The sequence below is a fragment of the Bdellovibrio sp. SBM16 genome (genome assembly GCF_056175625.1).
Genome location: NZ_JBJKJG010000001.1, coordinates 84,663 through 109,860 on the forward strand (window position 1 = coordinate 84,663; position 25,198 = coordinate 109,860).

The 25,198-nt window shown below is 44.6% G+C and carries 20 protein-coding genes; 14 read left to right on the forward strand and 6 right to left on the reverse strand.

Annotation, left to right across the window (positions count from 1 at the left end; genetic code table 11):
• Positions 1-15: 15 nt before the first annotated feature.
• The 4 genes from AC04MM_RS00370 to AC04MM_RS00385 all read right to left on the reverse strand — a co-directional run bounded on the left by AC04MM_RS00370 (position 16) and on the right by AC04MM_RS00385 (position 7,582).
• On the reverse strand, positions 16-3,561 hold the full coding sequence (locus tag AC04MM_RS00370; RefSeq protein WP_475378330.1) for a beta strand repeat-containing protein: 3,546 nt from the start codon (positions 3,559-3,561) through the stop codon (positions 16-18).
• 135 nt (positions 3,562-3,696) lie between these two features.
• A complete protein-coding gene (locus tag AC04MM_RS00375; protein WP_475378331.1) occupies positions 3,697-4,275 on the reverse strand; it encodes a hypothetical protein in 579 nt (192 codons plus the stop codon).
• Between the two features lie 86 nt (positions 4,276-4,361).
• The gene (locus tag AC04MM_RS00380) at positions 4,362-4,940 is read right to left on the reverse strand and encodes a hypothetical protein (protein ID WP_475378332.1); all 579 of its coding nucleotides are present in this window, start codon (positions 4,938-4,940) and stop codon (positions 4,362-4,364) included.
• An 8-nt stretch (positions 4,941-4,948) separates the two neighbouring features.
• Positions 4,949-7,582 (reverse strand): hypothetical protein, encoded by a 2,634-nt coding sequence (locus AC04MM_RS00385; protein ID WP_475378333.1) that lies wholly within the window; start codon positions 7,580-7,582, stop codon positions 4,949-4,951.
• A 190-nt stretch (positions 7,583-7,772) separates the two neighbouring features.
• Between AC04MM_RS00385 and AC04MM_RS00390 the strand changes: the two genes are divergently transcribed.
• The 3 genes from AC04MM_RS00390 to AC04MM_RS00400 are packed head-to-tail and all read left to right on the forward strand — an operon-like array spanning position 7,773 to position 12,961.
• A complete protein-coding gene (locus tag AC04MM_RS00390) occupies positions 7,773-9,533 on the forward strand; it encodes a FecR family protein (protein WP_475378334.1) in 1,761 nt (586 codons plus the stop codon).
• Between the two features lie 15 nt (positions 9,534-9,548).
• Positions 9,549-11,171 carry a hypothetical protein gene (locus AC04MM_RS00395; protein WP_475378335.1) on the forward strand — a complete coding sequence of 541 codons (1,623 nt, stop codon included), beginning with the start codon at positions 9,549-9,551 and terminating at the stop codon, positions 11,169-11,171.
• Complete coding sequence (locus AC04MM_RS00400) at positions 11,168-12,961, forward strand: adenylate/guanylate cyclase domain-containing protein (RefSeq protein ID WP_475378336.1); 1,794 nt, start codon at positions 11,168-11,170, stop codon at positions 12,959-12,961. The genes AC04MM_RS00395 and AC04MM_RS00400 overlap by 4 nt, the downstream gene beginning before the upstream one ends.
• Positions 12,962-12,988: 27 nt before the next feature.
• Here AC04MM_RS00400 and AC04MM_RS00405 read toward each other — a convergent pair whose 3' ends face one another.
• Entirely contained in the window at positions 12,989-13,516 is a 528-nt protein-coding gene (locus AC04MM_RS00405) for a hypothetical protein (RefSeq protein WP_475378337.1), read from the reverse strand.
• A gap of 80 nt (positions 13,517-13,596) precedes the next feature.
• Positions 13,597-14,388, reverse strand: coding sequence for a DsbA family protein (locus tag AC04MM_RS00410; RefSeq protein ID WP_475378338.1), 792 nt, complete (start codon positions 14,386-14,388; stop codon positions 13,597-13,599).
• 144 nt (positions 14,389-14,532) lie between these two features.
• Between AC04MM_RS00410 and AC04MM_RS00415 the strand changes: the two genes are divergently transcribed.
• The 11 genes from AC04MM_RS00415 (at position 14,533) to polA (ending at position 25,144) form a co-directional block, all read left to right on the forward strand.
• Positions 14,533-15,195: a hypothetical protein gene (locus AC04MM_RS00415; protein WP_475378339.1), complete on the forward strand. Its 663-nt coding sequence runs from the start codon at positions 14,533-14,535 to the stop codon at positions 15,193-15,195.
• Positions 15,196-15,389: 194 nt separating this feature from the next.
• Positions 15,390-15,668, forward strand: a complete 279-nt coding sequence (locus AC04MM_RS00420; RefSeq protein WP_475378340.1) for a cytochrome — start codon at positions 15,390-15,392, stop codon at positions 15,666-15,668.
• Positions 15,628-16,299 carry a cupredoxin domain-containing protein gene (locus AC04MM_RS00425; protein ID WP_475378341.1) on the forward strand — a complete coding sequence of 224 codons (672 nt, stop codon included), beginning with the start codon at positions 15,628-15,630 and terminating at the stop codon, positions 16,297-16,299. The genes AC04MM_RS00420 and AC04MM_RS00425 overlap by 41 nt, the downstream gene beginning before the upstream one ends.
• Before the next feature lie 10 nt (positions 16,300-16,309).
• Complete coding sequence (locus AC04MM_RS00430; protein ID WP_475378342.1) at positions 16,310-17,449, forward strand: CpaF family protein; 1,140 nt, start codon at positions 16,310-16,312, stop codon at positions 17,447-17,449.
• Positions 17,450-17,614: 165 nt separating this feature from the next.
• Positions 17,615-18,622: a polysaccharide deacetylase family protein gene (locus AC04MM_RS00435; protein ID WP_475378343.1), complete on the forward strand. Its 1,008-nt coding sequence runs from the start codon at positions 17,615-17,617 to the stop codon at positions 18,620-18,622.
• 124 nt (positions 18,623-18,746) lie between these two features.
• Positions 18,747-19,691, forward strand: a complete 945-nt coding sequence (locus tag AC04MM_RS00440; RefSeq protein ID WP_475378344.1) for a hypothetical protein — start codon at positions 18,747-18,749, stop codon at positions 19,689-19,691.
• A 7-nt stretch (positions 19,692-19,698) separates the two neighbouring features.
• Positions 19,699-20,967, forward strand: a complete 1,269-nt coding sequence (eno, locus tag AC04MM_RS00445; RefSeq protein WP_475378346.1) for a phosphopyruvate hydratase — start codon at positions 19,699-19,701, stop codon at positions 20,965-20,967.
• A 15-nt stretch (positions 20,968-20,982) separates the two neighbouring features.
• Complete coding sequence (locus AC04MM_RS00450; RefSeq protein WP_475378347.1) at positions 20,983-21,825, forward strand: class I SAM-dependent methyltransferase; 843 nt, start codon at positions 20,983-20,985, stop codon at positions 21,823-21,825.
• Between the two features lie 46 nt (positions 21,826-21,871).
• Positions 21,872-22,177 carry a septum formation initiator family protein gene (locus AC04MM_RS00455; protein ID WP_475378348.1) on the forward strand — a complete coding sequence of 102 codons (306 nt, stop codon included), beginning with the start codon at positions 21,872-21,874 and terminating at the stop codon, positions 22,175-22,177.
• Between the two features lie 72 nt (positions 22,178-22,249).
• A complete protein-coding gene (locus AC04MM_RS00460) occupies positions 22,250-22,477 on the forward strand; it encodes a hypothetical protein (protein WP_475378349.1) in 228 nt (75 codons plus the stop codon).
• Between the two features lie 63 nt (positions 22,478-22,540).
• Positions 22,541-25,144 (forward strand): DNA polymerase I, encoded by a 2,604-nt coding sequence (gene polA, locus AC04MM_RS00465; RefSeq protein ID WP_475378350.1) that lies wholly within the window; start codon positions 22,541-22,543, stop codon positions 25,142-25,144.
• The last annotated feature ends 54 nt before the right edge of the window (positions 25,145-25,198 follow it).

The window sequence follows — 25,198 nt, forward strand, 5'->3', positions numbered from 1 at the left end:
TTTAAAGCCGCTGTATTAGTCATAACAGCAGCGATAATTTAGATTTGATTGATCACCGAAGTCAGTGATAGTCATGTCGCCGATGTTACAAGCGCCGGTTGTCGAAGTGCTGTATTTAAGAGCGAAAATATTGCCAGTGTTAAAAGACGACGGGATCCAGTAGTATATGCTTCGAAAACCGGGTAGCATCGTTTCGGCTTGCGTATTGAAGATCGAATACTGACGACAGGCCATCTGAAAGTTTTTTTCTGAACATAAATACGGACGGGAATTGTTGCGAGTCGTGGTACGACTCTGGCAGGTGGTTACGGCAGCAGCATACGTTGTTGCCGTCTCGTTGCTTTTACTCATGCAAAACGCACTACCAGTACCTGGCGTTCCGATTAATGTGTAAGAAACCCCGGTAGAGTGACAGTGGGTAATACCAGACATCCCTTGCCAGTAAGCGCCATCACAATACTCCATGGTTTTATAAGTTTTGTTGTAGCGTTGTTTACCTTCATCAGCAGCAGTACAGGCCACCGTGCTGTCTAAGCCATCTTGTGATAGTTTAATTGAACCACTTACGACGGTGTTATCGTTAATCTGAAGGCCAACGTTGCCTGTGCCTAAATTCTGGATAGTGATCGCAGGAGTAGTGCCTGTGGTGTTACCCTCGAGGAGTAAATTGCCGGCGTAGGTGATTTTATTTACATTATCAATAGTTCCTGATGTTACGCCACCGGCCAGTCGGCGACGTTGGGCCGCACTGTTGGTGTAAAATAAGCTAAAGCCATCATATTCGACACCGCCTGCCACCGGAGTCGATGCCATCAATGAGCTGGTAAATTGCAGAGGGACAATGGCTGTCGAAGCGGCTGCCAAGAATAGGGTATTAGAAACGGTGGCATTACCGGTGATAAAAGTATTACCATGCACCGATAATCTATTGCCTGCGATCTCTGAAGTGTTCCCCAGAGATAAATTATTGTTAATATAGTTAGGGCCACCGGTTGTAAAAAACCAGCGCGCAGTTCCAGAGGCATCAAAACCAATATTGTAGAGTTGATTGTTTGAGTCTTCGCCGGTACCGATCATTGCACTTCCAAATGATGCCGAATTTACCTGATTGTACGTATTAACACCGGGTGATCGCACCTGAAATTTGTAAATTGGATTGCTCGTGCCGATACCGACATTGCCACCGCTGGCAGCGATGGCAATATTGCCTTTGTTTGTATGATTGGTTGAATCGATCGTCAATGTTACGCCAGAAGCGGTGCCACCGTACATGTAGGGCGCAATGACTGAGCCGGCAATAACATTCATAGTTGTAACAATTGAGCCGCTGGCATTAATATTACCGGCACTGGTAATCGTACCACTGGTGTTGATATTGCCGGTGGCATTTAACTGGCCGGAAAAATTTCCGTTACCGTTAACGCCGATACCGCCTTTAACGACAAGTGCGCCGTTATTAAAGCCTGTACTTGTCGCGGTTGACGAGACAATGACGCCACCCCCGCCGGGATTAAGCGTAATGCCGCTCGAATTTGAAATTGTTGATGTATTGTCAATGACTCCGAGTGATGGTTGTGAAGCGATGATTCGGCGGGTATTGCCTTGGTCTGTTAGATAAAGCTGCTGCCCATCGAATTCGATTGCACCAGCTGTCGGCGATGCCACTAGCGGACCGCTGGCAATTCTTAATGGCGCTAAAGTACTTGAACCGGCAGCAATATGTAAGCGTGCCGTTGCTGCTGAAATACCGACGCCGACATTACCATTATTTAAGACAACAAAATTGGTGTTCGCATTATTGGTCATGACGCGTAAGCCGTAGTGAGATGCGCTGGTGTTATCAACATTGATCTTTAAACCAAAACCATCGGCGTTTGGATTGTAAATAGACGTGGCAATCGTGCTTGAAACGCCTATCGGTGCAACCGCATATAGTCCTACATTAGTAAAAGCGGTGCTTGAACCGATTGTTGTGCTGCTGACAGTGTAGATTGTCCCTAAGTTCGCCGTCCATTTTGATCCGCCATTGGTGATCGGTAGTACTCCGGAAACATCGGTAGCTAAATTTAAAATTGATTTTGTCGCCAGTGCGCCGAGATTCAAATTATTACGGGCAGCTGTGGCCGAAGTTAAATCTGAAAGGTTATTATTTTTTACCGCATAATTGGCAAGAGCGGCCACTGAAGCCGGAGTAAAGCCTAACGCGGTATTAATATCGGAAGCAGCTAATTGCCCGCCGCTCACGACACGGCCTTTGCCATCAACAGTTACTTTTGTGAACTGTGTACCAGAAGTAATGTTAGCTTGATTGGCAAGTCTGGCATCGGCGATAATGCCGGTAGCAGAAGCTGACCCCAAATCGACAGAAGACGCGGTTGCAAAACTGCCTAATCCTAAATTCGAACGGGCCACCGATGGTGATGTAAGTTCAGAGAGGTTGTTTCCTGCCTGTAAAGCGCCAAGAAGTCGTGAGTCATTACCGGCAGCAACCGTACCCGAAGTGGTACCAAAATTAACCGCGATTGTCCCCGTTGAAGTAATCGGCCCACCAGTTAACCCGGTACCGGTATTAATATTTGTAACCGTGCCAACATTACCTGGAATCGATGTCGGTGCCCAAGCGGTACCATTGTACAACATCACTTGTCCAGAAGTCGGCACTGTCGTAGAAAGCGCAATGCCACGAAGTCTTTGTACCGTGGTTGTTGCTGAGCCTGCCGGAGTAATTACATCACCAGAAAAAGCCGGTAAATTCGTAGTCGCCAAAGTACCGGTGACTTCGGCAGAACTTAAGTTGACCGAATTTTTTGTTGCTAGTGTGCCTAAGCCCAGATTACCACGTGCTAATGTCGCCGATGTTAAATCTGATAAGTTGTTACTTTTAACTGCGTAGTTGGCTAGTGCCGTCGCTGAGGCCGGCGTGTAACCCAGAGCCGTGCTGATTGCGGCAGAAGTTAAGGCCGTGGTCGCACTGGCCGGTGTGTAACCCAGAGCCGCAGATACCTGCGATGCAGTTAACGTGTTATTGGTCCAGGTTAAACCTGAAACACCTTTTGTTAAATACTGACCGGTCATCCCGGCATACAAAAGCGTGTTCGTGTCGGCGCTGACTTGAATAAAATCCGTTGCAGACTTGCCGCCAAGCATGGTTGCATTCTGCGCGTAAGGAACGGTACTAAGTTTAATTGTCGCCGTGATATTCTGAGCCGGATAATAAACTTGCGCCAAACGGGTATCTGCGGCAGTCACCGAACAGTTGTTGCCGGCAAAAGTGGTCGTGCCTGAGACATTGCCGAAAAATAGATTTTGTGAAAAAGCGTTGGGCGAACCCATCAGCAATGTGCCATTACCAAAGCGGTGCGAGATCTGACCCTGGCTATCACCGGCAGTAGCCGAAGATTCACCGTACAGGTAACAACCATTTGCAGAGATATAAAAATTTAAGGTCACACCTGATAGACTGATTGGGTTGCCGCTAACATCAGTTAACGTGCCTTCAAACACCATGTGTTGATTTTCAGAAGATTGCGAGTACGTGGGTTGGCCTAATAGCAAAGACAAAGCTATCGCCGTGAATTTCTTAAAAATTTTGGTGTTCCCCGCGTTTAAGTACATTCATTTTATCTATCGGAATTTATCTAATAAATGTTTAATGGTTAACGGAAAATTCTGTCTCAAAATGAGATTTGTTAACAACTATTTGATACGGATCGAACCTTTAAATTTATAGCTCGGGTTTGAGCTGGTCGAGCCAGCAGCAGAGATGATACGGGCCTTCAAAACAACAGGCGATCCTGAAACAACACCATTGTTTGAGCCAGAGCCTGCGGTGATCTGCAAATCGCCACTGTTTGTAACCATCCGGCGAAAGTTAAGAACAGCAGAGGCGCCGAAATCACCGGTACCGCGCAGTTTAAAATCTTTAAAGGAAGCATCAGCGGGAATATCAAAGGCGATGGTATTGTTCGGATTAATTAAAAACGAAAAAGTTCCAGCCGCACAGTTTTTGTTGGAACTTTCGGCGAACTGCCCCAGTGGCGAATAACTGGAACCGCCGTCAAAGCTAATTTCAATTTCTTTGATGGCTGTATTACATTTACCAGAAATGGTGAATGAATTTTTATTAGTTTTACTTTTTAAAATCTGGGTAGATTCGTTTAGGGCAAACCCTGCGACCTGGCCTAATACCGTAACTAACGGCGCCCCCGGCTGGCAGGCGGTGAGCAGCAGAAGAAAAGAAAACATCACTGAAATTTTAAGAGTGATCATTGTCATAGTTTACTAACCTATCGGAAAATCCAGGGTAAACATTTAACAGGCCGGTTTATAGACCAATGTTTCACTTCGGGATTTTTTAATGGCTATTTGATGCGGATGGCGCCTTTGAACTTAAAATTTGCTCCACTGTCGGTGCCGTACGATGAAACGATACGCCCTTTAAAAACTGCCGGTGTGCCGGAAACAGTTACGTTCTCGCTCACACTTCCGGCCGTAATCTGTAAATCACCGCTGTTTGAAACCATACGGCGAAGAATCTGCACCACTGTGTGACCGAAATCACTGCTGCCGCGAAATTTAAAATCTTTGTAAGAACTATCTGACGGGATATCAAAAGCAATGGTATTGTTCGGATTAATTTTGTACGAGTAGCTGCCATTCGTAGCGCAGTCAAAACTGACAGTTTCTGCAAACTGACTTAGCGGCGTGTAAGTTGCGCCATTATCAAAACTCACTTGAATATCTTTGATCGCGCCTTGGCATTTGCCGGCGATATAAAAGATATTTTTGCTGTTTTTAGTTTTTAAAATCTGGGTGGTTTCGGAAATATTAAATCCGCCGACTTCACCGATCACGGTAACAACCGGAGCTCCCGGTTGACAGGCGCTCAGCAGAAGAAGGGAAGAAATTTTTAGCATACCGGCTTTAATATTTTTCTTCATGCTTTACTCTATTCATAGCAGCAGCGATAGCTAAAGCTGTTGCTTAAGCCAGTAATACTCAGTTCGCGGCCCGAGTCACCGGATTCAATAAAGTGTAAATGACAGCTGGAAACGTATTTATAAATTATGCTGTAATTTTGATTTTGTCCGCTGACACCATAGTTGGTCCATTGTGTGGTGTTATTAAAACCCGTAACAGGCGCTCCACTTTCGCAGGCGTTGTCAAATTGTTGCACGCTGCAAACACTGACCTGTGATCTGCGATTGGTAACACGGCTGCGGCAAGCAGTTGTTGCCGTTGCATACGCGGCCGGTGTTGAAAGATTTGTGTCCATACAAAATGCCGATGGTGTGCCCGGTGTGCCGACCAGCGTGTAACCTGCATCACAGGTTGTAATACCGTTTAATCCCTGCCAGTAAGCACCGTCACAGTATTCCATCACACGATAGCTAGGATGGTAACGTTGTTTGCCAGCCTCTTGTGAAGTGCAAACCGTAGATGCGCTATTATCTGTACCGATCAGTACGCTTCCTGACACCGCTAAGTTAGAGTTGCGTATTTTTACGATGTTTTGATCGGCGTAAATTTTGGTCGTTAATGTACCGTCTGCATTTCTGGTTCCGAGACTGATTGCGCTGTAAGCTGAGCCATTAGCCGCGTTGACCCAGTTAGATTGGATATATGATTGCCATGCTAATGTTTTTGAACTGTCTTCAGCATGAAAATTAATCGACGAGCCAAAACCATGAGTTGGTGTTGAGCCTGAAGGTAGGCGACGTTGAATTGAGAGAACCGGTAGAATATTGTTAGGATCTACGTCCACCATCTGTTCGAAGGTGGCTGCGGTAGTCAACGGAGACGAAGCGCTATTGGTCACAAAAAACTTACTGTTGCCGGTAATATTAGTACCGATGGCCACATTGCCGTTGTTAAAAAACATATCTGGGCCAGAGGTTAGCCAGCGGGCATTGATCTGTCCCTGGATTTTTCCGATGGCCTGTAAAACCGTATCGGCTGCAACGACAGTGGTGTCTGAAGCGGCAACGTAGCCAACTAATGGCGTCGAGCGAACACGTGATTCAGTAAAATATAAATTAGAGGTTTCTGAGACGGCAGATGTGGTTAGGGCCTGCCAGGTTTTATCACCGCGGTAGTATTGCGACGTTGTGCCGGCGCTGACCAGATTTTCTTTCGCAGCTAGTGATGTGCCTAAGCTGGCGATTTTAGCCTGCGGAATGTCGTTATCAGTGAGGGCTAATTTGCTGTAGGTAATCGTATTAGCAGCAATATCAGCGTTAGAGATCGTGCCATCAAGGATTTTAGCAGACGTAATCCTGTCATTGGCAATTGTAGGATTCGGGTAAGTACCTGATAAATCGCCGCCGGCATTGCCGATCGGGCTTGTACCGACACCGCTCACACCTAACACCTGCCAAGCTGAACCGTTGCAAAATTCCATTGAGCCCGAATTATAGCGAAGACCACCCATAGTGCTGGATGTACAGGCTTCGCCGCCGTTACCTAAGCGCATCGTACCATTAACGTGTAAACGGGTCATTGGCGAAACCGTACCGACACCCATATTTCCTGTAGTATTTAAGTTGCCGGTAAAATTTTCGCCGGCCACATTGGCCGGAGCGTACCCCAGAGCATCATCAATATCAGCAGCTGTTAAGTTTTGTCCGCTGGTTACGCGTCCGAAAGCATCAACTGTGACTTTTACGTAGTTTCCTGCTGTGCCAACGCTTTCTAAGCCAAGGTTAATCGCGCCAGGGCCTAGTGCAACCGTAACGCCGGAAGCTCCGGCCATCGCTTTGTATTCTAAACCGGTGCCAGAATTATTTACGGTCAGAAACTGATTCATGCCACCAATTGACCCCATACCGGTACCACCGCGTGACGTCGGTAAACTTCCGGCAGTCAGTTTGCTTACGTGTAAATCCGGGATATCTGAAACCGATAATGAACTTGTACCGGTAACCCGGCCTTTGCTGTCGAATGTGATTTTCGTGCCGGTGCCACCACTGACGATGTCAGGCATGCTGAACGACGGAGTAATCCAGGTAAAACCGCTTGATCCAGAACGGCTTAGCACTTGTCCCGGGCTTCCACCGGATAAACTGGTTGCCGCAACGAAATCATTTTCTGATTTGCCGTTTAGTGAACTTGCACTTTGCGCTAAAAACGCAAGAGGAACGGCTCCTAAGGTGATTGAACCAGTGACATTTAGGACCGATGAATAAACTTCGGCGCGACGGGTACTGGTGTTTGATACCGAACACGCAACACCGCTGCCATCAGCCTTTTTACCGTTGGTCGTGCCGTTGAAAATTTCATGCGACAAAGTGTGATTGTAAGAGACCGGCGAGATAATTTCAGAACCTGAGCCAAAACGATGTAAAATGGCTCCCGAACTGTCGCCAGAGGTATCTGAAGATTCGGCAAATAATACGCACGTATTGCCGCCAGAATCCAGTGCCGTAATATAGAAAAATAAATTCTGACTTGTTAAATCAATGGCATTACCGCTCGAGTCGGTCAGGCTGCCTTCGAAAGTAATATTCGTATTCTCATCAGACACCGCTGATGCAGATAGCGAAACAAATAATGTAAGCCAGACTGCTAAAGTACGTAGTTTCATCACTGTATTTATCGGGTCCAAAGGTCTAAATGTTTAACACTTTGGTCAGATCTAGGCGGAATATTCTGGACGTTGACCCAATTCAAGTCATTTCGCTTTCTGCCGATATCATATTGAGAAATTCAGTACATTTATTTAACGGATTTGAATAAATAGGGATGTTGTGAACGAACAAGTGCGGCGTTTTATAATGGCAGGGATGATATCGGGAACAAGCTTTTGCTTGGTTCTTGCCTGGTATTATATCTCTGAACCACAAAATAAAAACGTATCCAACGCCCAGCCAATCGCGGTCGTAAAACAAATCAAAGAAGAAGTTGATCGTCGTCCGGCAAAACGCCAGGTTTGGCAGTCTATTACCAAAGGTGAAGTGGTTTACTCAGGTGAAGCGATCCGTACCGCGAAAGGTTCCGAAGTAAAGATTCAGTTCTTGGATGGTTCGCGCTCGATTGATATCGAACCGGAATCAATCGTCATGATTTTGCAAAGTGCCAATAAAGAATTCTCTCTGGATCTTATGGAAGGGGGAGCTTCCGTTATCGCCGACAAAGCCGATGCCGGTGGTTTCAACTTAATCCAGAACGGTAAAACAGTTGCCTTAAAAGGGGCGGCGACACTTTCTAAATCAGGTAGTGGCGGCTTGGAAATTCAAAGCGATGATTCCGGTGCTGGCGGCAATCCGTTTTTTGCGGTGATGAACGATAATCGGCTATCGGGCTTTAGAATGGTTCAGCCGGCAAAAGATAAAAGTGTGTTAATTGATGCCAATAATAATTCAGTAGGTATGAACTGGGCAGGAATTCCTGCAGGTTTTAAAACCAAGATCGCCATCGGTAGCGAAAGAAATAATTTAAATCAGGTCTTTGAAACCAACGATATGCAATTTAGCTTAACGTTACCGAGCGGATTTTATTTCTATAAAATGTATTTTACAAATCCAGCTACGGGACAAGTGGTGGGTGAGTCGAAATTACAACGTTTAAAAATCAATGAACGTAAATTTCCGGTTTTCGTAAGCCCTACGGCAAACCAGTTCATCCAGATCGTGAACCAATCGGCTAACCCGAAATACAAAATGCTGTTCGATTGGACCGAGGGTGAGTACGTTACAAAATATTTAATTGAAGTCGCAACGGATCCTTTGCTTACCAAAAAGGTGATTAATCAGGCTTTAACCAAAAAAGCCGGCTTTGAGTTTGAATTATCTCCGGGCGAGTATTACGCGCGTATGTCGGCGTTATTTGATGGCGAAAGCAAACCGGTTGCCGGAAAAATTGAAAAATTCACAATCAGCTTAAACCGTAAAATCGATCCGTCAACGATCGGGGTTAATTTAATCACCTGGGGTAATGATGCCGAAAAACAATTCTACATCACCCAACCAGAACTGGAAATGACGTGGGAATCGCAGTTAGGCAAAAAAATCGCAGAATTTCGTATTAAATTACAAAGTAGCGATGATCCCTATGCACCGGCGCAAGAAGTGCGTAGCCGTGACTTTGCCACTAAGGCCAAAGTTTTTAAACCGGGCCGATACATCGCCAGCATCCAGGGTGTAGACCAGGGCGAAAACGTGATCGCCAATTCGCAAAAACGAATTTTTGAAATTAAAGAATTAGATATGGTTAAACCGCCGGTGATTTTAGGCGAAGAAATATTACAAGCTAACCGCGACGGTGACTTAACCGTTAAGTGGAATTTAGCAACCGGGGCTTACAAATATAAAATCCGTTTAATTGATGAACTGGGCCAGCAGGTTGAGGGGCGTTTACTAGAATCAGCTCAGGCTGATTCGATGAACTTTGCTTCGTTAATGCCGGGAGTATATCGTTTAGAGCTGGCCGGTGTAGATATGCTGGGCCGGACCGGTCATGTGGCAGTTCGAAAAATAGAAGTGCCGAGCATGAGCAGTTTAGGGGCTCCGAAAATTAAAAAATTAAAAGTGAAATAAGAATATAGCAGCAACATGATAAAACAAAAACACCGCAACCTGATTTTAGCACTATTTATGGCAATGATGGCCGTGCTATGTCCGAATTTTGCGGTGGCTGCCCGCGAGAGCAATGTCGAGCTTGAATGGGAAGGTATTGAAAACGCCAAAAGTTATGACCTCGAAGTTAAATCAACAAAAAACACCTTTAAATTTCAGGTGAAAGAACCGATCTGGGCCGGCCGTTTATCGCCGGGCTTTTTTAAGATGCGGATCAGGGCCCGCGATAAGCGGGGAGTTCCGGGCGAGTGGTCGGAATACCAGGAGTTCAAAGTATTTTTAGACTCTCCCGAGTTTGTGAACCCAACGAGCGGTTCTATTATTGCGTCTAGCAATAACGATAATCAGAATGTTTCCTTCAGGTGGAAAAAAGTTTTTGCCGGTAAAAAATATGCCCTCGATGTTCAGGGTTTGGATTCGACATTCCGTAAACAAATGGAATTAACCGATGATAAAACGACTTTAGAACTTCCGGTGGCCACTAAATTCATGGCGACGATCCGTTCTGCCAACGAAGTATTAACGAGTAATCCCGAAAAAGACCAGTCGATCGAATTTACCGTAAGCGGTAAGAAGCTGGCGACGCCGAAGATCACCGCGCCAGAGAGTCAGTTCGTGCGCGAGATCAAATGGTCAAAACCTGAACATGCACAGGCTTACAGTTACGTTTTAGAAAAAATGGATGTTAAATCTCAAAAATTTAACACCGTCGAAGAAGGTAAAGAACTGCGTGGCGAAGCCATGCCATTTAAAAAAGAGTTGCCGGGTGGTACTTACCGATTAACAGTAAAAGCAATTGCCAACTATCGTCCGTCATCAGAACCGACGTCATTAAAGTTTACTGCTAAAGAAGGTGACCGTTCTGAGCGTGCCGAAGCCCTTGCCCGGTTACGTGAGTCGATCGAACGACTTTCTGGTTGGTTTGCTATAGCCAGCTACCTGGTCAACTCGGTCGAATATCAGAATCTAAACTACGATTTAACCGGAACCCAGACAACTTATAATGCGATCGGCGGGACATTGCGCGCCGGTATTGGTTATGTAACGACAAAAAATCCATGGGGCTATTTTTTAGCGGCCGAGGCCAGCACCCTTACCGTCGAAGGTTTCGGCGATATTAAATATAATATGTTAGAATTAAATTCGTTCTTTAAAATGAAACCCAATGATGCCGGCGAATTTCGCCAGACGGCAGGGCTGGTCTATAAAGAACTTCCGGATTTAACGACAAACTTCGCCGGTACGGTAAAAAACACCTCGGCACTTGCGGCATTAGGACTTCGTTACGGCGTTGAGTACTGGCATGCGATGACACCTAAACTTGGTTTGCAGGCTAATGCACATATCTTTCCGTTGATCATGGGCCAGAAGACGACCAACGGGCAGGCTTTTATCCCGAGTACCTCGGTGCAGGCAGGATTTTTATTAAGTTACCGTTGGAGCAAGAACCTGACCACTCTGGGCGGTTATGCGTTCCGTACTGATAAAATGGAGTACAAAACTGCGCCAACCGCAACTTTTACCAATCCAGCGGCGGATAAAAACTCTGCTACTCTTAAAGGTCACTATTTAAATCTATTCTTGGAGTACCAATTATGAATCTGAAAAACATGCGAATTCCGATTTCAGCAAAAATCATTGGCGTTACGACCTTTATCATCTTAACGGCAATGGTTCTGGTAACCAAACAGAGTTCTGATTTCTTCAGAAAAGTTATGACCCAACGTGAAGAGTTTTCAAACTTTACCGAAGCCTCACTGCGTGCCAAGCAGGTTGAGACTTTACTGGACGGTTCTTTAGATAAAGCGAGAAACTTATCGCAGATTTTATTAAAAGAAACTTTCGAAGGCCTGGGGCAATATAAATTGCCGAAAGATAAAAATCTGGTTGGTATTGAAATCTGGCAGGTGGTCGAAGGTCGTCCGCAACTTTATGTTAAAAAGGTGCAGGAAGATTTTTTAATCAAAAATAAATTAACACCGGATTTTATCGATCAGGTACGCAGCAAAAAACCATTCCCAATGGCTTCGGTGATGCAAAAAAATATCGAGTTGCAGTTTGCCGAAGTTAACCCGAGTGTGCGTGTGGTTTCGATCGGTTTCCCGTTCAGCCGTGATGCGAACAATCAGGTTAATACTTTCGTGATCGCAGCCTACAATTCTGAGCTAATCCAGAGCTTATTCTCGAGTGAATCAGAGCGTGAATTCTTCTTGATCGACCGTAACGGTTTTTTACTGGCGCATCAAAACGAAGAGTTATTGCGCCAGGGTAAAAACCTAAAAGGCGAAAATTTCGTTCAGCGCGCCCTCGCGGATCCGACGAACTCAAAACAGTTATCGTTTAAAAATGCCAAAGGTAAAGCCTTTATCGGTGCCTTTGTGAAATCAAGCTTCTGGGGTACGGTCTTACTGGCGCAAACGCCATTAAGTATCGTGAATGAGCCGGCCCAAGAAGTACAACGTAAGGCGATCTTTATCTCTGGTATCGTGTTAAGCTTTGCTCTATTTGCGGTCTTCTTATTCTCATTAACTTTAAGTAAACCAATTGAAATCCTGGCCGATCTAATCAAAGAAATTCCTAAGGGTAATTTTAATATCTCGGCCCGAAAAAAAGTTAAATCCCACGATGAAGTGGGTGATTTGGCTGCCGCGTTTGACCACATGACCGAAGGTTTAAAAGAGCGTGATAAAGTAAAAAACTTATTTAATAAGTTCCACGGCTCAAGCGTTACCGAAAACTTATTACAACAAGAAGTATCTGTCGGCGGTACCAGAAAAGAAGTGACCGTATTCTTCTCGGATATCCGTGGTTTTACGAAATTCTCAGAAGGTCATACACCGGAAGAAGTCGTATCCATGTTAAATGAATATTTCGCGGTGATGGTGGGTATCATTAACCGTCATGGTGGCGTCGTGGATAAATTTATCGGCGATGCGATCATGGCCGTGTGGGGTGTTCCTCAGGGCAGCAGTAAGGATACTGAAAATGCACTGAAAGCCTGCTTAGAGATGCGCTCAGCGCTGGTAACGTTAAATGCTTCACGTCGAGAGCGCGGTTTAACCGAAATTCATATCGGGATGGGTTTACATGCCGGTGATGCGATTTCGGGAACGATTGGTTCAGAAGAACGTATGGAGTTTACCGTTATCGGCGATACCGTGAACGTCACTTCGCGTATCGAGTCTTCAACGAAGCACTTTGAAGTAGATCTTTTAGTGAGTGATGAAGTTTATAACCGTTTATCACAGCCGGCGACTACATCAGAGCCTACGGCCGATGGTTCAGTAGCTGTTGTACAGACAGAGTCGCAGTTTAAGTTCGATCTGGCCGGCGATATCGAAGTAAAAGGTAAATCATTACCGCTTCGTTTATACAAAGTTTTAGATTAGAAGGTGCCAGGCCCTTTTCGCTACACTTTAATTGGATCTGACGAATTTAAAAGGATCAAGTGTATTGTGTCGGCGGGCCGGAGTTTTGCCGTTTAGGTTTTCGGTCGGCATACCCAAGAATAATTCTGTGCCGTTATTTTCAAGTTTATAAATACTGTATAAAAACTCATTTTCACGTGGTGTCTGGTAGTCATCGCACATTTTGCCGGTGACGATTTGCTGACCAAAAACTTTCCAGTTAGTTAAACCACAGTAATTGATCTGATTTAACACTTCAGCGACCAATTCTGATGTTGGTGTGTACGAAACTTCAACTGCCGACATATCGATATTCTGGCCATTTTGTGCGACAGAGTATTTTTCTTCGTAAATTAAATAGGGCGTGGCGCATTCGCGTTCTTCAAAGGCTGTGTGCGTGATTGTCCAGATGTTAGCCGCGATATTTAAGTTTGTCTGCAGGTAGTCGCCTTCAATATCGTGGCAGGGGCGTACATAATCAGCGGCTTGCGAAGTTAAACAGAATAGGATGGTAAATAGAGCTAATAAAGTTTTCATAAGTTAAAGTCTAGTGCGACCCAAATAAAAAAGGCAACCCGAAGGTTGCCTTTTTTGCTTTTAAAGATAGATCTCTAAAATTATTTAGCAGAAGCTAAATGACGATCGATGATTTCTTTGAATGCCGGGAACGGGTAAGCACCACGTAAAGAAACCCCGTTGATGATGAAACCAGGAGTACCGCTCATGTTGAATTTGCGGGCTTCTTCCATGTCAGCATCGATACGTTTTTGGATTTTTTCGTCTTTTAAAGACGCCTGAACTTTTTTAAGATCAGCGCCAACTTTTTTCGTTGCTTCAACGAAGTATCCTTCGCCTTTATCTTTTAACATGCCTTGGTTTTCGAAAATCAAGTCATGGAATTTTTCAGCTTTTTCAGGGCTTTGTTGCGCGATAGCTTCAAAGTAACGAGCTGCTGGCATTGCCAACGGGTGGAAATCAAGTGGTAAGTGTTTGAAAACAATACGTACTTTGTCGCCGTATTCTTTTTGCACTTGTTTCATCGTTTGGTAACCACGTGAGCAGTATGGACATTGGAAATCAGAAAATTCTACGATCGTGATCGGAGCGGCTTTGTTGCCGAAGATAACGCGGGTTTCATCGATTTCTGGTTTAAGAGGATTTGCAAACTCTTCGTCCCGTTGTTTTTTCTCTTCTTCTTGAGCTCTTTCGCCGGCTACTTTTTGTGCTTCTTGCTGAGCTTTCATCACCACTTCGATGAATTTATCCGGATGTTTTTCGATCGCACCGAATACGATTGATGGATCTTTTTCTACAGCTTCTTTTAATTGTTTAGCTGAAGGGGCACATGCAGTGATAGCTAGTACTACCGAAGCTGCTAAAGCTAGTTTGATTGACTTAATAGTTTTCAAGAGGTTCTCCTTATTATTGTTAGCCAAAACAGTGTGACATAGCCCGTTCAAAATGCAACCTAAGACTAAGGTCTGGCCCTGGACAGCGTGACCAGTACTTTTTGGTTTTATTTTCGGTATAATGAGTCAAAGGGAACTTTATTTATGCACAAAAATATTTTTATCGCCGGCCTTTTAGTTTTGGCTTTTTCTGCCTGCTCTTCATCTCCAAAGAGCTCGACCGATTCTTCTTTTGCCATGGTCGAAGCCATCCAGACCGAGCACACTTATAAATCACTTAAATTATTAGATTTAGATCAGATGACCGATCTTCTCTACGATAAGGCCAATGACTATAAAAGAAATAACCGCATACAGGCGTTGCGTGAAGGGGTTATGATCGCTTTTTCCCGCCCCAATGAAGAAGTGATTCTTGATAAGATCCTTTCAATTGTGCGCAGCCCCTTAGAAGATTTAGGTGAGTGGGAAGGAACGGTCGAGCAAATGGTCGGGCAATCTGTACAAACCTTAAAATCAGATTCATCAACCGGAACCGACCAGGTCACAGCCTCGGTTATTTTAGAAAACGTGCTGTCGGAGTTTAAGCCGATGTTTACCAAGCAATACCAAAGTGGGGGCTTTGAAACCACAGTGATCGAACGCATCGCGGCTTCAGATTTAAGGTTCTCGCAACAAGCCGTACAAGAGAAAAAACTCAACCAAATGAAGTCGGGTTTAACACCATCGCAGCTAGCCCAAAAGCTGATCGAGATCAAAAACAAAAAATTAGAAGAACAGCGCGAAGCTGAAAAGAAAAAGAAAAAATAGTTTTTCCATTCATCATCTGACGGCAGGAAGCCGTCAGAAAGGCCGGCTAGGAAAGCCAGCTAGCGCAGCGGCCATTCATAGATCCAGTTTTCTCAAAACTGTCTCATAACGACTCAAGCTTTCAAAAAATCCTCCGATAAGAATCTTGTACATCAAGGGATGATGTTCAAGAACGACTACCAGGAGGTTACAACATGTTTATTCAAGGCGATTTACAAGCAGTATTCGACGCACTTTATTCAATTGGCGCGATTGATCCTGTATTGCAAGCGGACTGGGAAAAATTAAACTGCGAAATGAACGCTAACCCGAGACAAGTCCACAATATCTGCCACTCGATTAATGCCTGTTCTGGTGATCGTAAAAAAATTATCGAAACTTTATTAGGAATGGATCAACAATCTGTTTCGTTTGTCGCTCTGGAGGTAGCTCGTGAATTCAGTGAATTTCAAGACCGCAAAGAACTACACTAATATGCCATCTACGTTTGATGTTCATACTTTTATGAAGGCGTTTTTATTCTCGTTATTCTTTTTTGTGCAGGTTAAAGTCAATGCAGAATGGAATGTCGATTTGTCGCGCCGCCAGACAGATTTCACCCGTATTCAGAACCAGAGAATGCCGGCTTCTACCAATTTAGAACCAGCAAAAGCAACTGACGCCGATATTTTAGAAGCGTTAAAAAAAGTGGTTAACCCGGTTGAACCGTCGCAGGAGATCGTGATTTTACAGACCGAAAAAGGTTTTGTACCGGAAATGATCCATTTAAAAAAGAATGACGTTTATAAAATTCACGTGGTGAATTTAAATCTTAAAGAGAAAAACACAAGCTTTGTGATGGATGCATTTTCGCAGACGCACAACACGGTTTACGGCAACATGAAAACATTTACGATTCAGCCGAAAATCGAAGGTGTGTACTCTTTCCAGAGTCCTGAAACGGGATTTTTAGGTAAAGTGGTGATTACACCAGATACCGTAAGAAAACTGGCTTCGGAAGAATCTCCTGAAGTAAAAGCCCAGGAAAAAGTTGATAAACAAGTAAACGCATCGTCCCTCCCTATCGACAACAGCGTTTTTGAAAGTGATGAGTCACTTAAATAGGTAAATAACTATGGCTTCTGACGGACAATCAAATTTTAAAGAAGTAATTCAGCGGGCGCTAGGGCCCGTTGATGAGTTTTTGGCTGATCCGGGTGTATCAGAGGTGTTAATTAATGGACCAGATCAAATCTTCGTCGAAAGAAAAGGTAAGTTAGAATTAACCAATGCCAAATTTCCCGATGAAGATACCTTACAGGCAGCGATCAATTCGATCGCACAATCCGTTGGTCGTCGTATCAACGTGATGGAGCCGCGCTTAGATGCGCGTCTTCCGATTATTGAGGGTAGCCCTGCCAGTGGCTCACGTATCGCCGCAGTTCTGCCGCCGATTTCCCGTCAGGGAACGGTGATTTCTATCCGTAAATTTACTGCCAGTAAAATTACCCCTAACGATTATATCAAATACGGAACAATCACGCCGGATGCATGGCAGTTTTTGGATCTCTGTATGTTCTTGGGTAAAAATATTATCGTAAGCGGTGGTACCGGTTCCGGTAAAACCACATTGCTTTCGCTATTGTGCACCCGTATTCCTAACGGGCAGCGCGTATTGGTCATCGAAGACTCGTCAGAGTTGCAGATCGACTACGAACACGTGGTGCGTTTTGAAACCCGTCAGGCCGACCTTATGGGTAAGGGCGAAGTCACAATCAAAGATTTATTAAAGTCAGCATTACGTCTGCGCCCGGACCGCATCATCGTCGGTGAGGTTCGAGCCAGTGAAGCTTTAGAATTAATTAATGCCATGAATACCGGTCACAAAGGTTCAATGGGTACGGTGCATGCCAACTCGCCGGAAGATGCGATCATCCGTCTTGAAGCCTTAGCGGCCAGCGGTGATGCCAAACTTTCAGAAAAAGCATTAACGTCGCAGGTGTCTTCAGCCATCGAAGTGATCGTGCAGATTTCACGTTACTCAGATGGATCGCGTAAAATCGGCGCAATCTCTGAAGTGCGCGGTTTAGATGAAGACGGTAAGTACATCGTTGTGCCGATTTTTGAAATCCAGAATCTGCAGCGTGCGCCCGACGGAAAATTAATCGGCGGTATCGAGGCCACGGGCAATGTGCCGTCGTTTTATCAGGAAATCATCGATAATAAAATCAACTTTCCGTTAACGAAATTTCAAAAAGCCAAAAAAGCCGGTTAATCACTAGTTCTGTAATTTCCAGATAAGAATATTTAAGTTTGCCGTTTTGCGGCCGGCCAACCTATTCGAAAAACGTCGCCCTAGCCAGCTTTTAGACAGCGGTGAGGGGTAAAAGCCGTTTAAAATGGCACTAACAGTGGATTGAGCTTTGCTCTATCAGACAGCGTGAAAAGATCATGGTTAATAACTGCAGCTTTATCCGTTTTTGCAACGACTTCAATAGCTTATGCTCTTGATTGTGCACCGATCACCGGGCGCTTTCCGGTCAGCGGGAACGACCTGGATAAAACCACGTACGCGACGACGATGGATACCTGCACCATTGTAAACCCTAAGGGTGAATCGATTGATGTGGTGAGTTTGCGCCGTTTTAAATTACGGGGCGAGATGATGAACTGGGTCGTAAATGCTAAATCGTTACAAACAGCTTTGGTTCCAGAAAAATGTCTGCAAAACTGCCGTGATTATTCGGCCGCAGACAATTCAAAGTACACAAACCTTTTAACCGAATCAACCCTCGTGCCATCGCCAACAGCCGGTGTAGGCATCAAGAAGGCCAAAGAGCCGACGACCGATAAATTTTTAACGGTTGATTTATGCCCATCATCAAAAAAGCTGCAGACTGAAATTTTTGAAAAGATTCAGAGTGGTTTTATGACGAACGTTCCGGTCGCCTTGGCGGTTTCGGGCTTATGGATTAAAAATCACCACGATGAATTCGTCTATCTTTTGCAATTACAAGATCAGAAAAAAATAAAAATCACCTGGGTGAATCACTCGCTCACGCATCCGTACGATAAAACCAAATCGATCGAAGAAAATTTTCTGTTATCACCGAATGTGAATTTTGAGCGCGAAGTTTTAGGTAACGAAGTAGTGATGTTAAGCCAAGGCCTGGTGCCATCAGTGTTCTTTCGTTTTCCTGGTTTAATTTCAAGTGATACTCTGATCAGGCAGCTTAAAGCCTGGGGCTTAGTGCCGTTAGGGGCCAATGCCTGGTTAGGAAAAGGCGAAAAGATCAAAAATGGCTCAATTGTGCTTGTTCATGGAAACGGCAATGAGCTCTCGGGTTTGGCCCTGCTGTACAAAGCCCTTGAAATTCAGCCGCAAATCAATGCAACTTGGTCAGATTTAAACAGGGTTTGGAACTCGGTGACCGATACGATGAACTAGCTGCCTAAATACTGCACTTTAATGCGCTTTTGCACTCTATAAAAGGTTGAAACTCTTAAGACCGGAAGCTAGCCTCTGGAGCGTGCATTTTAGCTGTAAAATTACGAATTCAATTTTGACTTACTTGGAAACCGAAAAGGTTGATCTGAATGCATATTTTTCGGATACGGATATCCCGTGGGATTTTTTAAAAGATCCGTCAAACTGGATGTACGCTCCCGACATGGAAGCGTTCTTAGAGCGTATCATCACCAAGCAAGAACAAATCGAACGCGCCGGTCACTTAACGCCGAAGTTACGTGCGTGGGGTGTGCTGGATTCAGTTCTTCGCATGATGCCGCGTCCGCAGGAAATTTTCCATCAGCCGGAAAAATTCATCGGTTATTTTATTTCTCCTGAGCCGCCGATTGAAAACGTGATCCGCACTGAAGCGGGTATTAGCTTTGATATTCCACTGCCGGCCGAACAGTACCCGTTAGTTACCAGTTATTTAAAAGCCGCCTTTGAAGCTTTACCGATTTACGTAGGCCTTACGCCGGGCCAGTGCCGCTGGACGCAGGTGCATTTCGAATTGGACTGGCCGGGTTACCAAGACACGATCTTAGATGATCAAAGTCATCACCAGGTATCGCCGCAGCTAATGCAAGAAGTGATTAACCAGTTACAGATGAATTCGCGTGATCTTGAAGAAAAAAACCGCGAGCTTCAGCGCCGCAACGAAGAGTTGCAGCGCCTTGCCGAGCAAAAGTGGACTTCAAAAGATAAACTTGAAGCGATCCAGCTTTCGCCAAATGATTTTGCGCAATTTGAATTTATCAGAAAACCCACCCATCAGGTGGCGCAGAATCTGGCGCGCTTGCATGATTACATGGTGCGTGCCCACCAGCTGGTGACATTGCTTACGGCCGGGCAAAAAGCAACGCCTGCCATGAAGGCGATGTTTCATAAAGTAGACTGGGATTTAGTAAAGAGCCAGTACCCACAGATTATTTTTGAAAGTATTGAAATTTTAAAAAAGATGAATAAGCCAGAGTCTGAAGAAGGCTCTGTTACGCCATCAGAAGGATAAGAGAGTTATGTCAGAAATCGTAAGTGTTCAAGGTCGCGAAATTTTAGATAGCCGTGGTAACCCGACGATTGAAGTAGAAGTTAAAACTGCTTCAGGCAATATGGGTCGTGCCGCTGTTCCGTCTGGGGCTTCAACTGGTGCTCACGAGGCTTACGAATTACGTGATGGTGATAAAAAACGTTTCTTAGGTAAAGGCGTTTTTAAAGCCGTTGATAACGTTCGCGAAAAAATCGCTCCGGAAATCGTCGGTCTTAACGTATTTGAACAGGTTTATATCGACAAAGTTTTACGCGATATCGACGGCTCTGAAAATAAATCCAACTTAGGTGCCAATGCGATCTTAGGTGTTTCTCTGGCTGTGGCACAGGCTGCTGCTAAAGATGCTGGCCTTCCGCTTTATCGCTACGTCGGCGGTTCGCAAGCGTGCCGTTTACCGGTTCCGCTAATGAACGTGTTAAACGGTGGTGCCCACGCCAACAACGGTTTAGATATCCAGGAATTTATGATCGTGCCTACCGTAAACAATTCTTTTGCAGAAAGTTTACGTGCCGGTTCTGAGATCTTCCACACACTGAAAAAGATCTTAAATAAAAAAGGTCTATCAACTGCGGTTGGTGATGAAGGCGGTTTTGCGCCGGTGTTAAAATCAAACGAAGAAGCGCTTGAATTATTAATGCAAGCGATTGGCGAAGCAGGCTACGAAGCCGGCCAAAACGTTTTCTTGGCGCTGGATGTGGCAGCGACTGAATTATTCAAAGACGGAAGCTACACTTGGGAGAAAAACATAATCACAGGTAAAGAGTTAGAAAACGTTTACAAAAAATGGAGTGAAAAATATCCATTGGTTTCTATCGAAGACGGTTTTTCTGAAGATGACTGGGATTCATGGGTTTCTGCAACTCAAGCCATGGGTAGCCACGTCCAGTTAGTTGGTGATGATTTATTCGTAACTAATCCAAAGCGTTTACGTATGGGCTTAGAGAAAAAAGCGGCCAATGCGTTACTGGTTAAAGTAAACCAAATCGGTACCTTAACCGAAACGTTCGAAGCGGTTAACTTAGCGCAACGCCATAAAATGAAAACTGTCATGTCACACCGATCTGGTGAAACAGAAGATGTAACTATCGCAGATCTAGCGGTTGCCCTGAACTGTCACCAAATCAAAACCGGTTCATTATGCCGTGGTGAGCGTACAGCCAAATACAACCAGCTACTAAGAATCGAAGAAGATCTGGGTGGCATGGGCGTGTACTGGGATAAAGCCGGTTTTCGTTAATCGGAACTAATAACTATGTCGGCAAAGCTGGATCTTGATTTAAAACCCGGGCAAAGTATTGAGCTTTTGAAAGAGCTGCATATTCTGACCCGCGACGGAAAATTAAATCAGGATTCACGCCGTAAGTTGAAACAGGTCTATCACCTGTATCATTTTATTGAGCCGCTATTAAAAGACCTGCAAGCAAACTCTGAACAGATTAACTTAGTTGATCACGGAGCGGGTAAATCTTATTTAGGATTTATCATCTATGATTTATTTTATAAATCATTAAATAAACCGGGCAAAGTCTACGGTATCGAGTTTCGTGAAGAGTTAGTAAAAAAATCGACCGAGCTGGCTGAAAAATTAAAATTTCCGAATATGGGCTTTTTGCACTTAACCGTGGCGGACTCGATCACGACAAAAAAATTACCTGAATCAGTTGAAATTGTGACGGCCTTACATGCCTGTGATACCGCCACTGATGATGCCATTCACTTTGCCTTAGCTAAAAATGCCAAGCACATCGTGCTGGTTCCTTGCTGTCAGGCCGAAGTGGCCTCGCACCTCCGCTCAAATAAAGCAAAATTATTGGCAAACCCAATGTCAGAACTTTTCCGTCAGCCGCTTCACACACGTGAGTTCGGTTCACATTTAACTAATGTTTTACGCGTGTTGGAACTAACTGCAGCCGGTTACGACGTGACTGTGACTGAACTTGTGGGTTTTGAACATTCGATGAAAAATGAATTGATTGTGGCCACCAAGCACGGCAATCCCGATAAAAATCATCAGGTGCGTCAGGCGAAAGAGCGTTTAGAGGCGCTGTTAAAAGAATTTCGCTTGGACGATTTACGTTCACGATTTAAAAACTAGACCATCAGCCATACCCAAAAATCGTAAAAAATTAGAAACTAAGTGCATGGATCAACTACGCAGCATGGCCTTCGCAATTCAAAAATGGTTAAGCCAACCACAGAAAGTATTTTTCGCCTGTGTGATGGGACTTGTGATTACGCTTTTTTTGAACGGCACCCTATGGAAGCTATGGGGTTTATACCGTGATCAGAACACGATTATTTCTCAATCTCTGGAAGCCAAAGCACAAATGCGCGTGATCGATAAACAGATCAGCCAGGCGACCGACACCACCTTTATCGAACGCCAGGCCCGCGATAAAATGGATCTGGTGGGCGATCATGACCTTATTTTCGTATTTCCTGAGTAAAATTTAGGCTATTTTTTTGCTGAGCGGCAGGACTTGCAACTACTTAGAGTAAAAGCTCTAATAGGAGTCCTTATGAAACTAGAACATTTATCATTAGTCTTAGGCTTAACCAAAACAGAGCTAAAACGTCGTTTAGAATTAGGTCAAATCGACCCGCAAATTTTAAACAAACAAGTTAGCGAATACGCGCAAGGACTTAAATTAGACGCTCTTTGCGACTCGTGGACCGAGTTAAAAAATCATGAGCAATTTGACCGCTATCAAAGAAATCTCCAGGCGCCAGACGCCAGCACACAATAGATTCACCGCACTTAAAAAATAACTGAAATGACATAGCTCGAACATCAGAGGTAGATTTAACGCATGAAAAAAATCTACCTCGTTGATGTCAGTTCTATGTTCTTTCGTGCGTTCTACGCCATCCGTCCTTTGTCTTCATCAAAGGGTGTGCCGGTCAATGCGGTTTACGGTTTTATTTCAATGATCGTAAAGCTTTTTAAAGAGAAAAACCCTGACCACATGGTGTTCTGTTACGACAGAAAAGAGCCCTCATTTCGCAAAGACCTTTACACTGATTACAAAGCCAACCGCACCGAAATGCCCGATGATCTTCAGGTGCAGATGCCGTACTTAAAACAGGTGGCCGATCTTTTCGGTATCGCCGATCTCGAAGTGGCTGGTTATGAAGCCGACGATCTGATCGGTACCATCGCCAAACAGGCCGAAGCCGAAGGTTATCAGGTTTATATCGTCAGCGGCGATAAAGATTTCAGTCAGCTTGTGACCGAAAACATTTTTCTTTACGACACGATGAAAGAGTACGTTTACACCATCGATGCGGTAAAAGAAAAACACGGCGTTTACCCGAATCAGTTTATTGATTTCCTGGCGATCACCGGCGATACCTCAGATCACGTGCCGGGTGTAGCCGGTATCGGCCCTAAGGGGGCGCAAAAGCTGATTGAGCAGTTCGGTACGCTGGAAAATATCTACGCCAATATCGATAAGGTCGCACCGGCCGGAGTAAAAGAAAAACTGATTAAATCCAAAGATGATGCGTTGATCTCGAAAAAATTAGTCACTATTGTGACCGATGTTAAAACCGGAAAAACGATGGATGATTACATCATCAAAGATTTTAAAACCGAAGAGTTGCGTGCATTTTTGCAGGATTTAAATTTTAAAACCTTCGAAAAAAGCCTTTTAGGTGACGGCCAGACCAATATGAAAAAAGGCGACGGCCATAAGATTACCGGTGCTGAACCTAAATTCGCCACCCCCACGGCTCCGGGGCCATCCATTGCCGGTAACAGCAGCGTGGCCGGTGATTTAAAAGCGCAGACCTGGGATGCGGTTATTGTTCAGCAGCGAATTAAGAATGAAAAATTTCTGGTGTTTACGGCAGCTGAAAAAATCTGCTTCTGTTTTAATAATTTCGATTACTACATTACAGCAACAGCTGATGCCCAGTTAGATTATAAAAATCTGACGTGGTCAGGTTTTGATATCAAAAAAGTCTGGACCGATTTAAACCTTCCGGTTGAAGACGTGGTCAATGCAAAAATTGACTGGGATATTATGCTGTTAGCCTACTGTATTAAATCCCAGGACATGCGTGATCCGGTTGAGGTCGTCAAAGACTTCTTGGATATCGATATTAAACCGGAAGCCAAGCAGCCGGTTGATGTTGATAAATTAGTGGCGGCGTTGGTTCAGCTTTCGTTAAAAGTGCAGACCGAAGTGCGCGAGAAAGACTTATTGACGATTTACGAAAAACTGGAAAAACCACTGATCCCGATTCTTTACAGTATGGAAAATGTGGGAATCAAACTCGATACGGCGACATTGGCTGAATTTTCTAAAGAGCTGGGTGATGACATTGCTAAACTTGAAACAGAAATTCACCAGATTGCGGGTGAAAAGTTTAACATCGGCTCGCCGAAGCAGTTAGGTGCAGTTTTATTCGAGCGCATGGGTTTAGAGGCCATTAAAAAAACCAAAACCGGCTATTCGACCGATAATGAAGTATTAGAAAAACTTAATCATCCGATCGCGCAGTTATTGATTAATTATCGCGAATTAACAAAATTAAAGTCGACATACGTAGATGCACTTCCGGAAATGGTTGATAGCAAACAACGGCTGCACACGCATTTTAACCAGGCGTTCACTTCTACCGGACGACTTTCAAGCACTGATCCGAACTTACAGAATATTCCGATCAAAACCGAAAAAGGCCGAAAAGTGCGCCAGGCTTTTATTGCCGAACAGGGTAAGAGTTTACTGTCATTAGACTATTCGCAGATCGAACTGCGTGTGCTGGCACATATTTCGGGTGATAAAGGCCTGATCAAGGCCTTTCAAGATGACTTAGATATCCATGCGGCTACCGCTGCCGAAGTTTTCGGAGTCGATGTCAAAGCTGTCAGCAAAGAGCACCGTCGAATAGCTAAGGCCGTTAACTTTGGTATCGCCTACGGGCAAGGGGCTTACGGTTTAGCCGAAGCTTTGGGGATTTCACGCTCGGAATCTAAAGAAATTATCGACCGTTATTTCAAAAAATTCAGCGGTATTAAAGATTATATCGAATCGACCATCGAGCAGGCCCACCAGAAAAAATATGTCGAGACTTTATTCGGGCGCCGTCGTTATTTAACTGAACTGGATTCAACCAACGCCATGGTCAAAAAATTCGGCGAACGGGCAGCGATCAATGCACCTATCCAGGGGACAGCCAGTGATCTGATGAAAATAGCGATGATTGATGTGCAGCGTGCACTTATGCAGGATAAAGCAGAAATCAGTTTGCTGTTACAGGTACACGATGAGTTGATCTTCGAAGGTGCTCCGGATGTTTTAGAGACTAATGTCGCCCGCATCCGTATGATTATGGAGAATGTAGCTAAATTTAAAGTGCCGTTAAAAGTAAACTCATCAATCGGACAGAACTGGGATCAGGCGCATTAGTTACGAAGCCACCATCCGTGGCAGACTTCTGACGGCGTCGTGCCGTCAGACCTA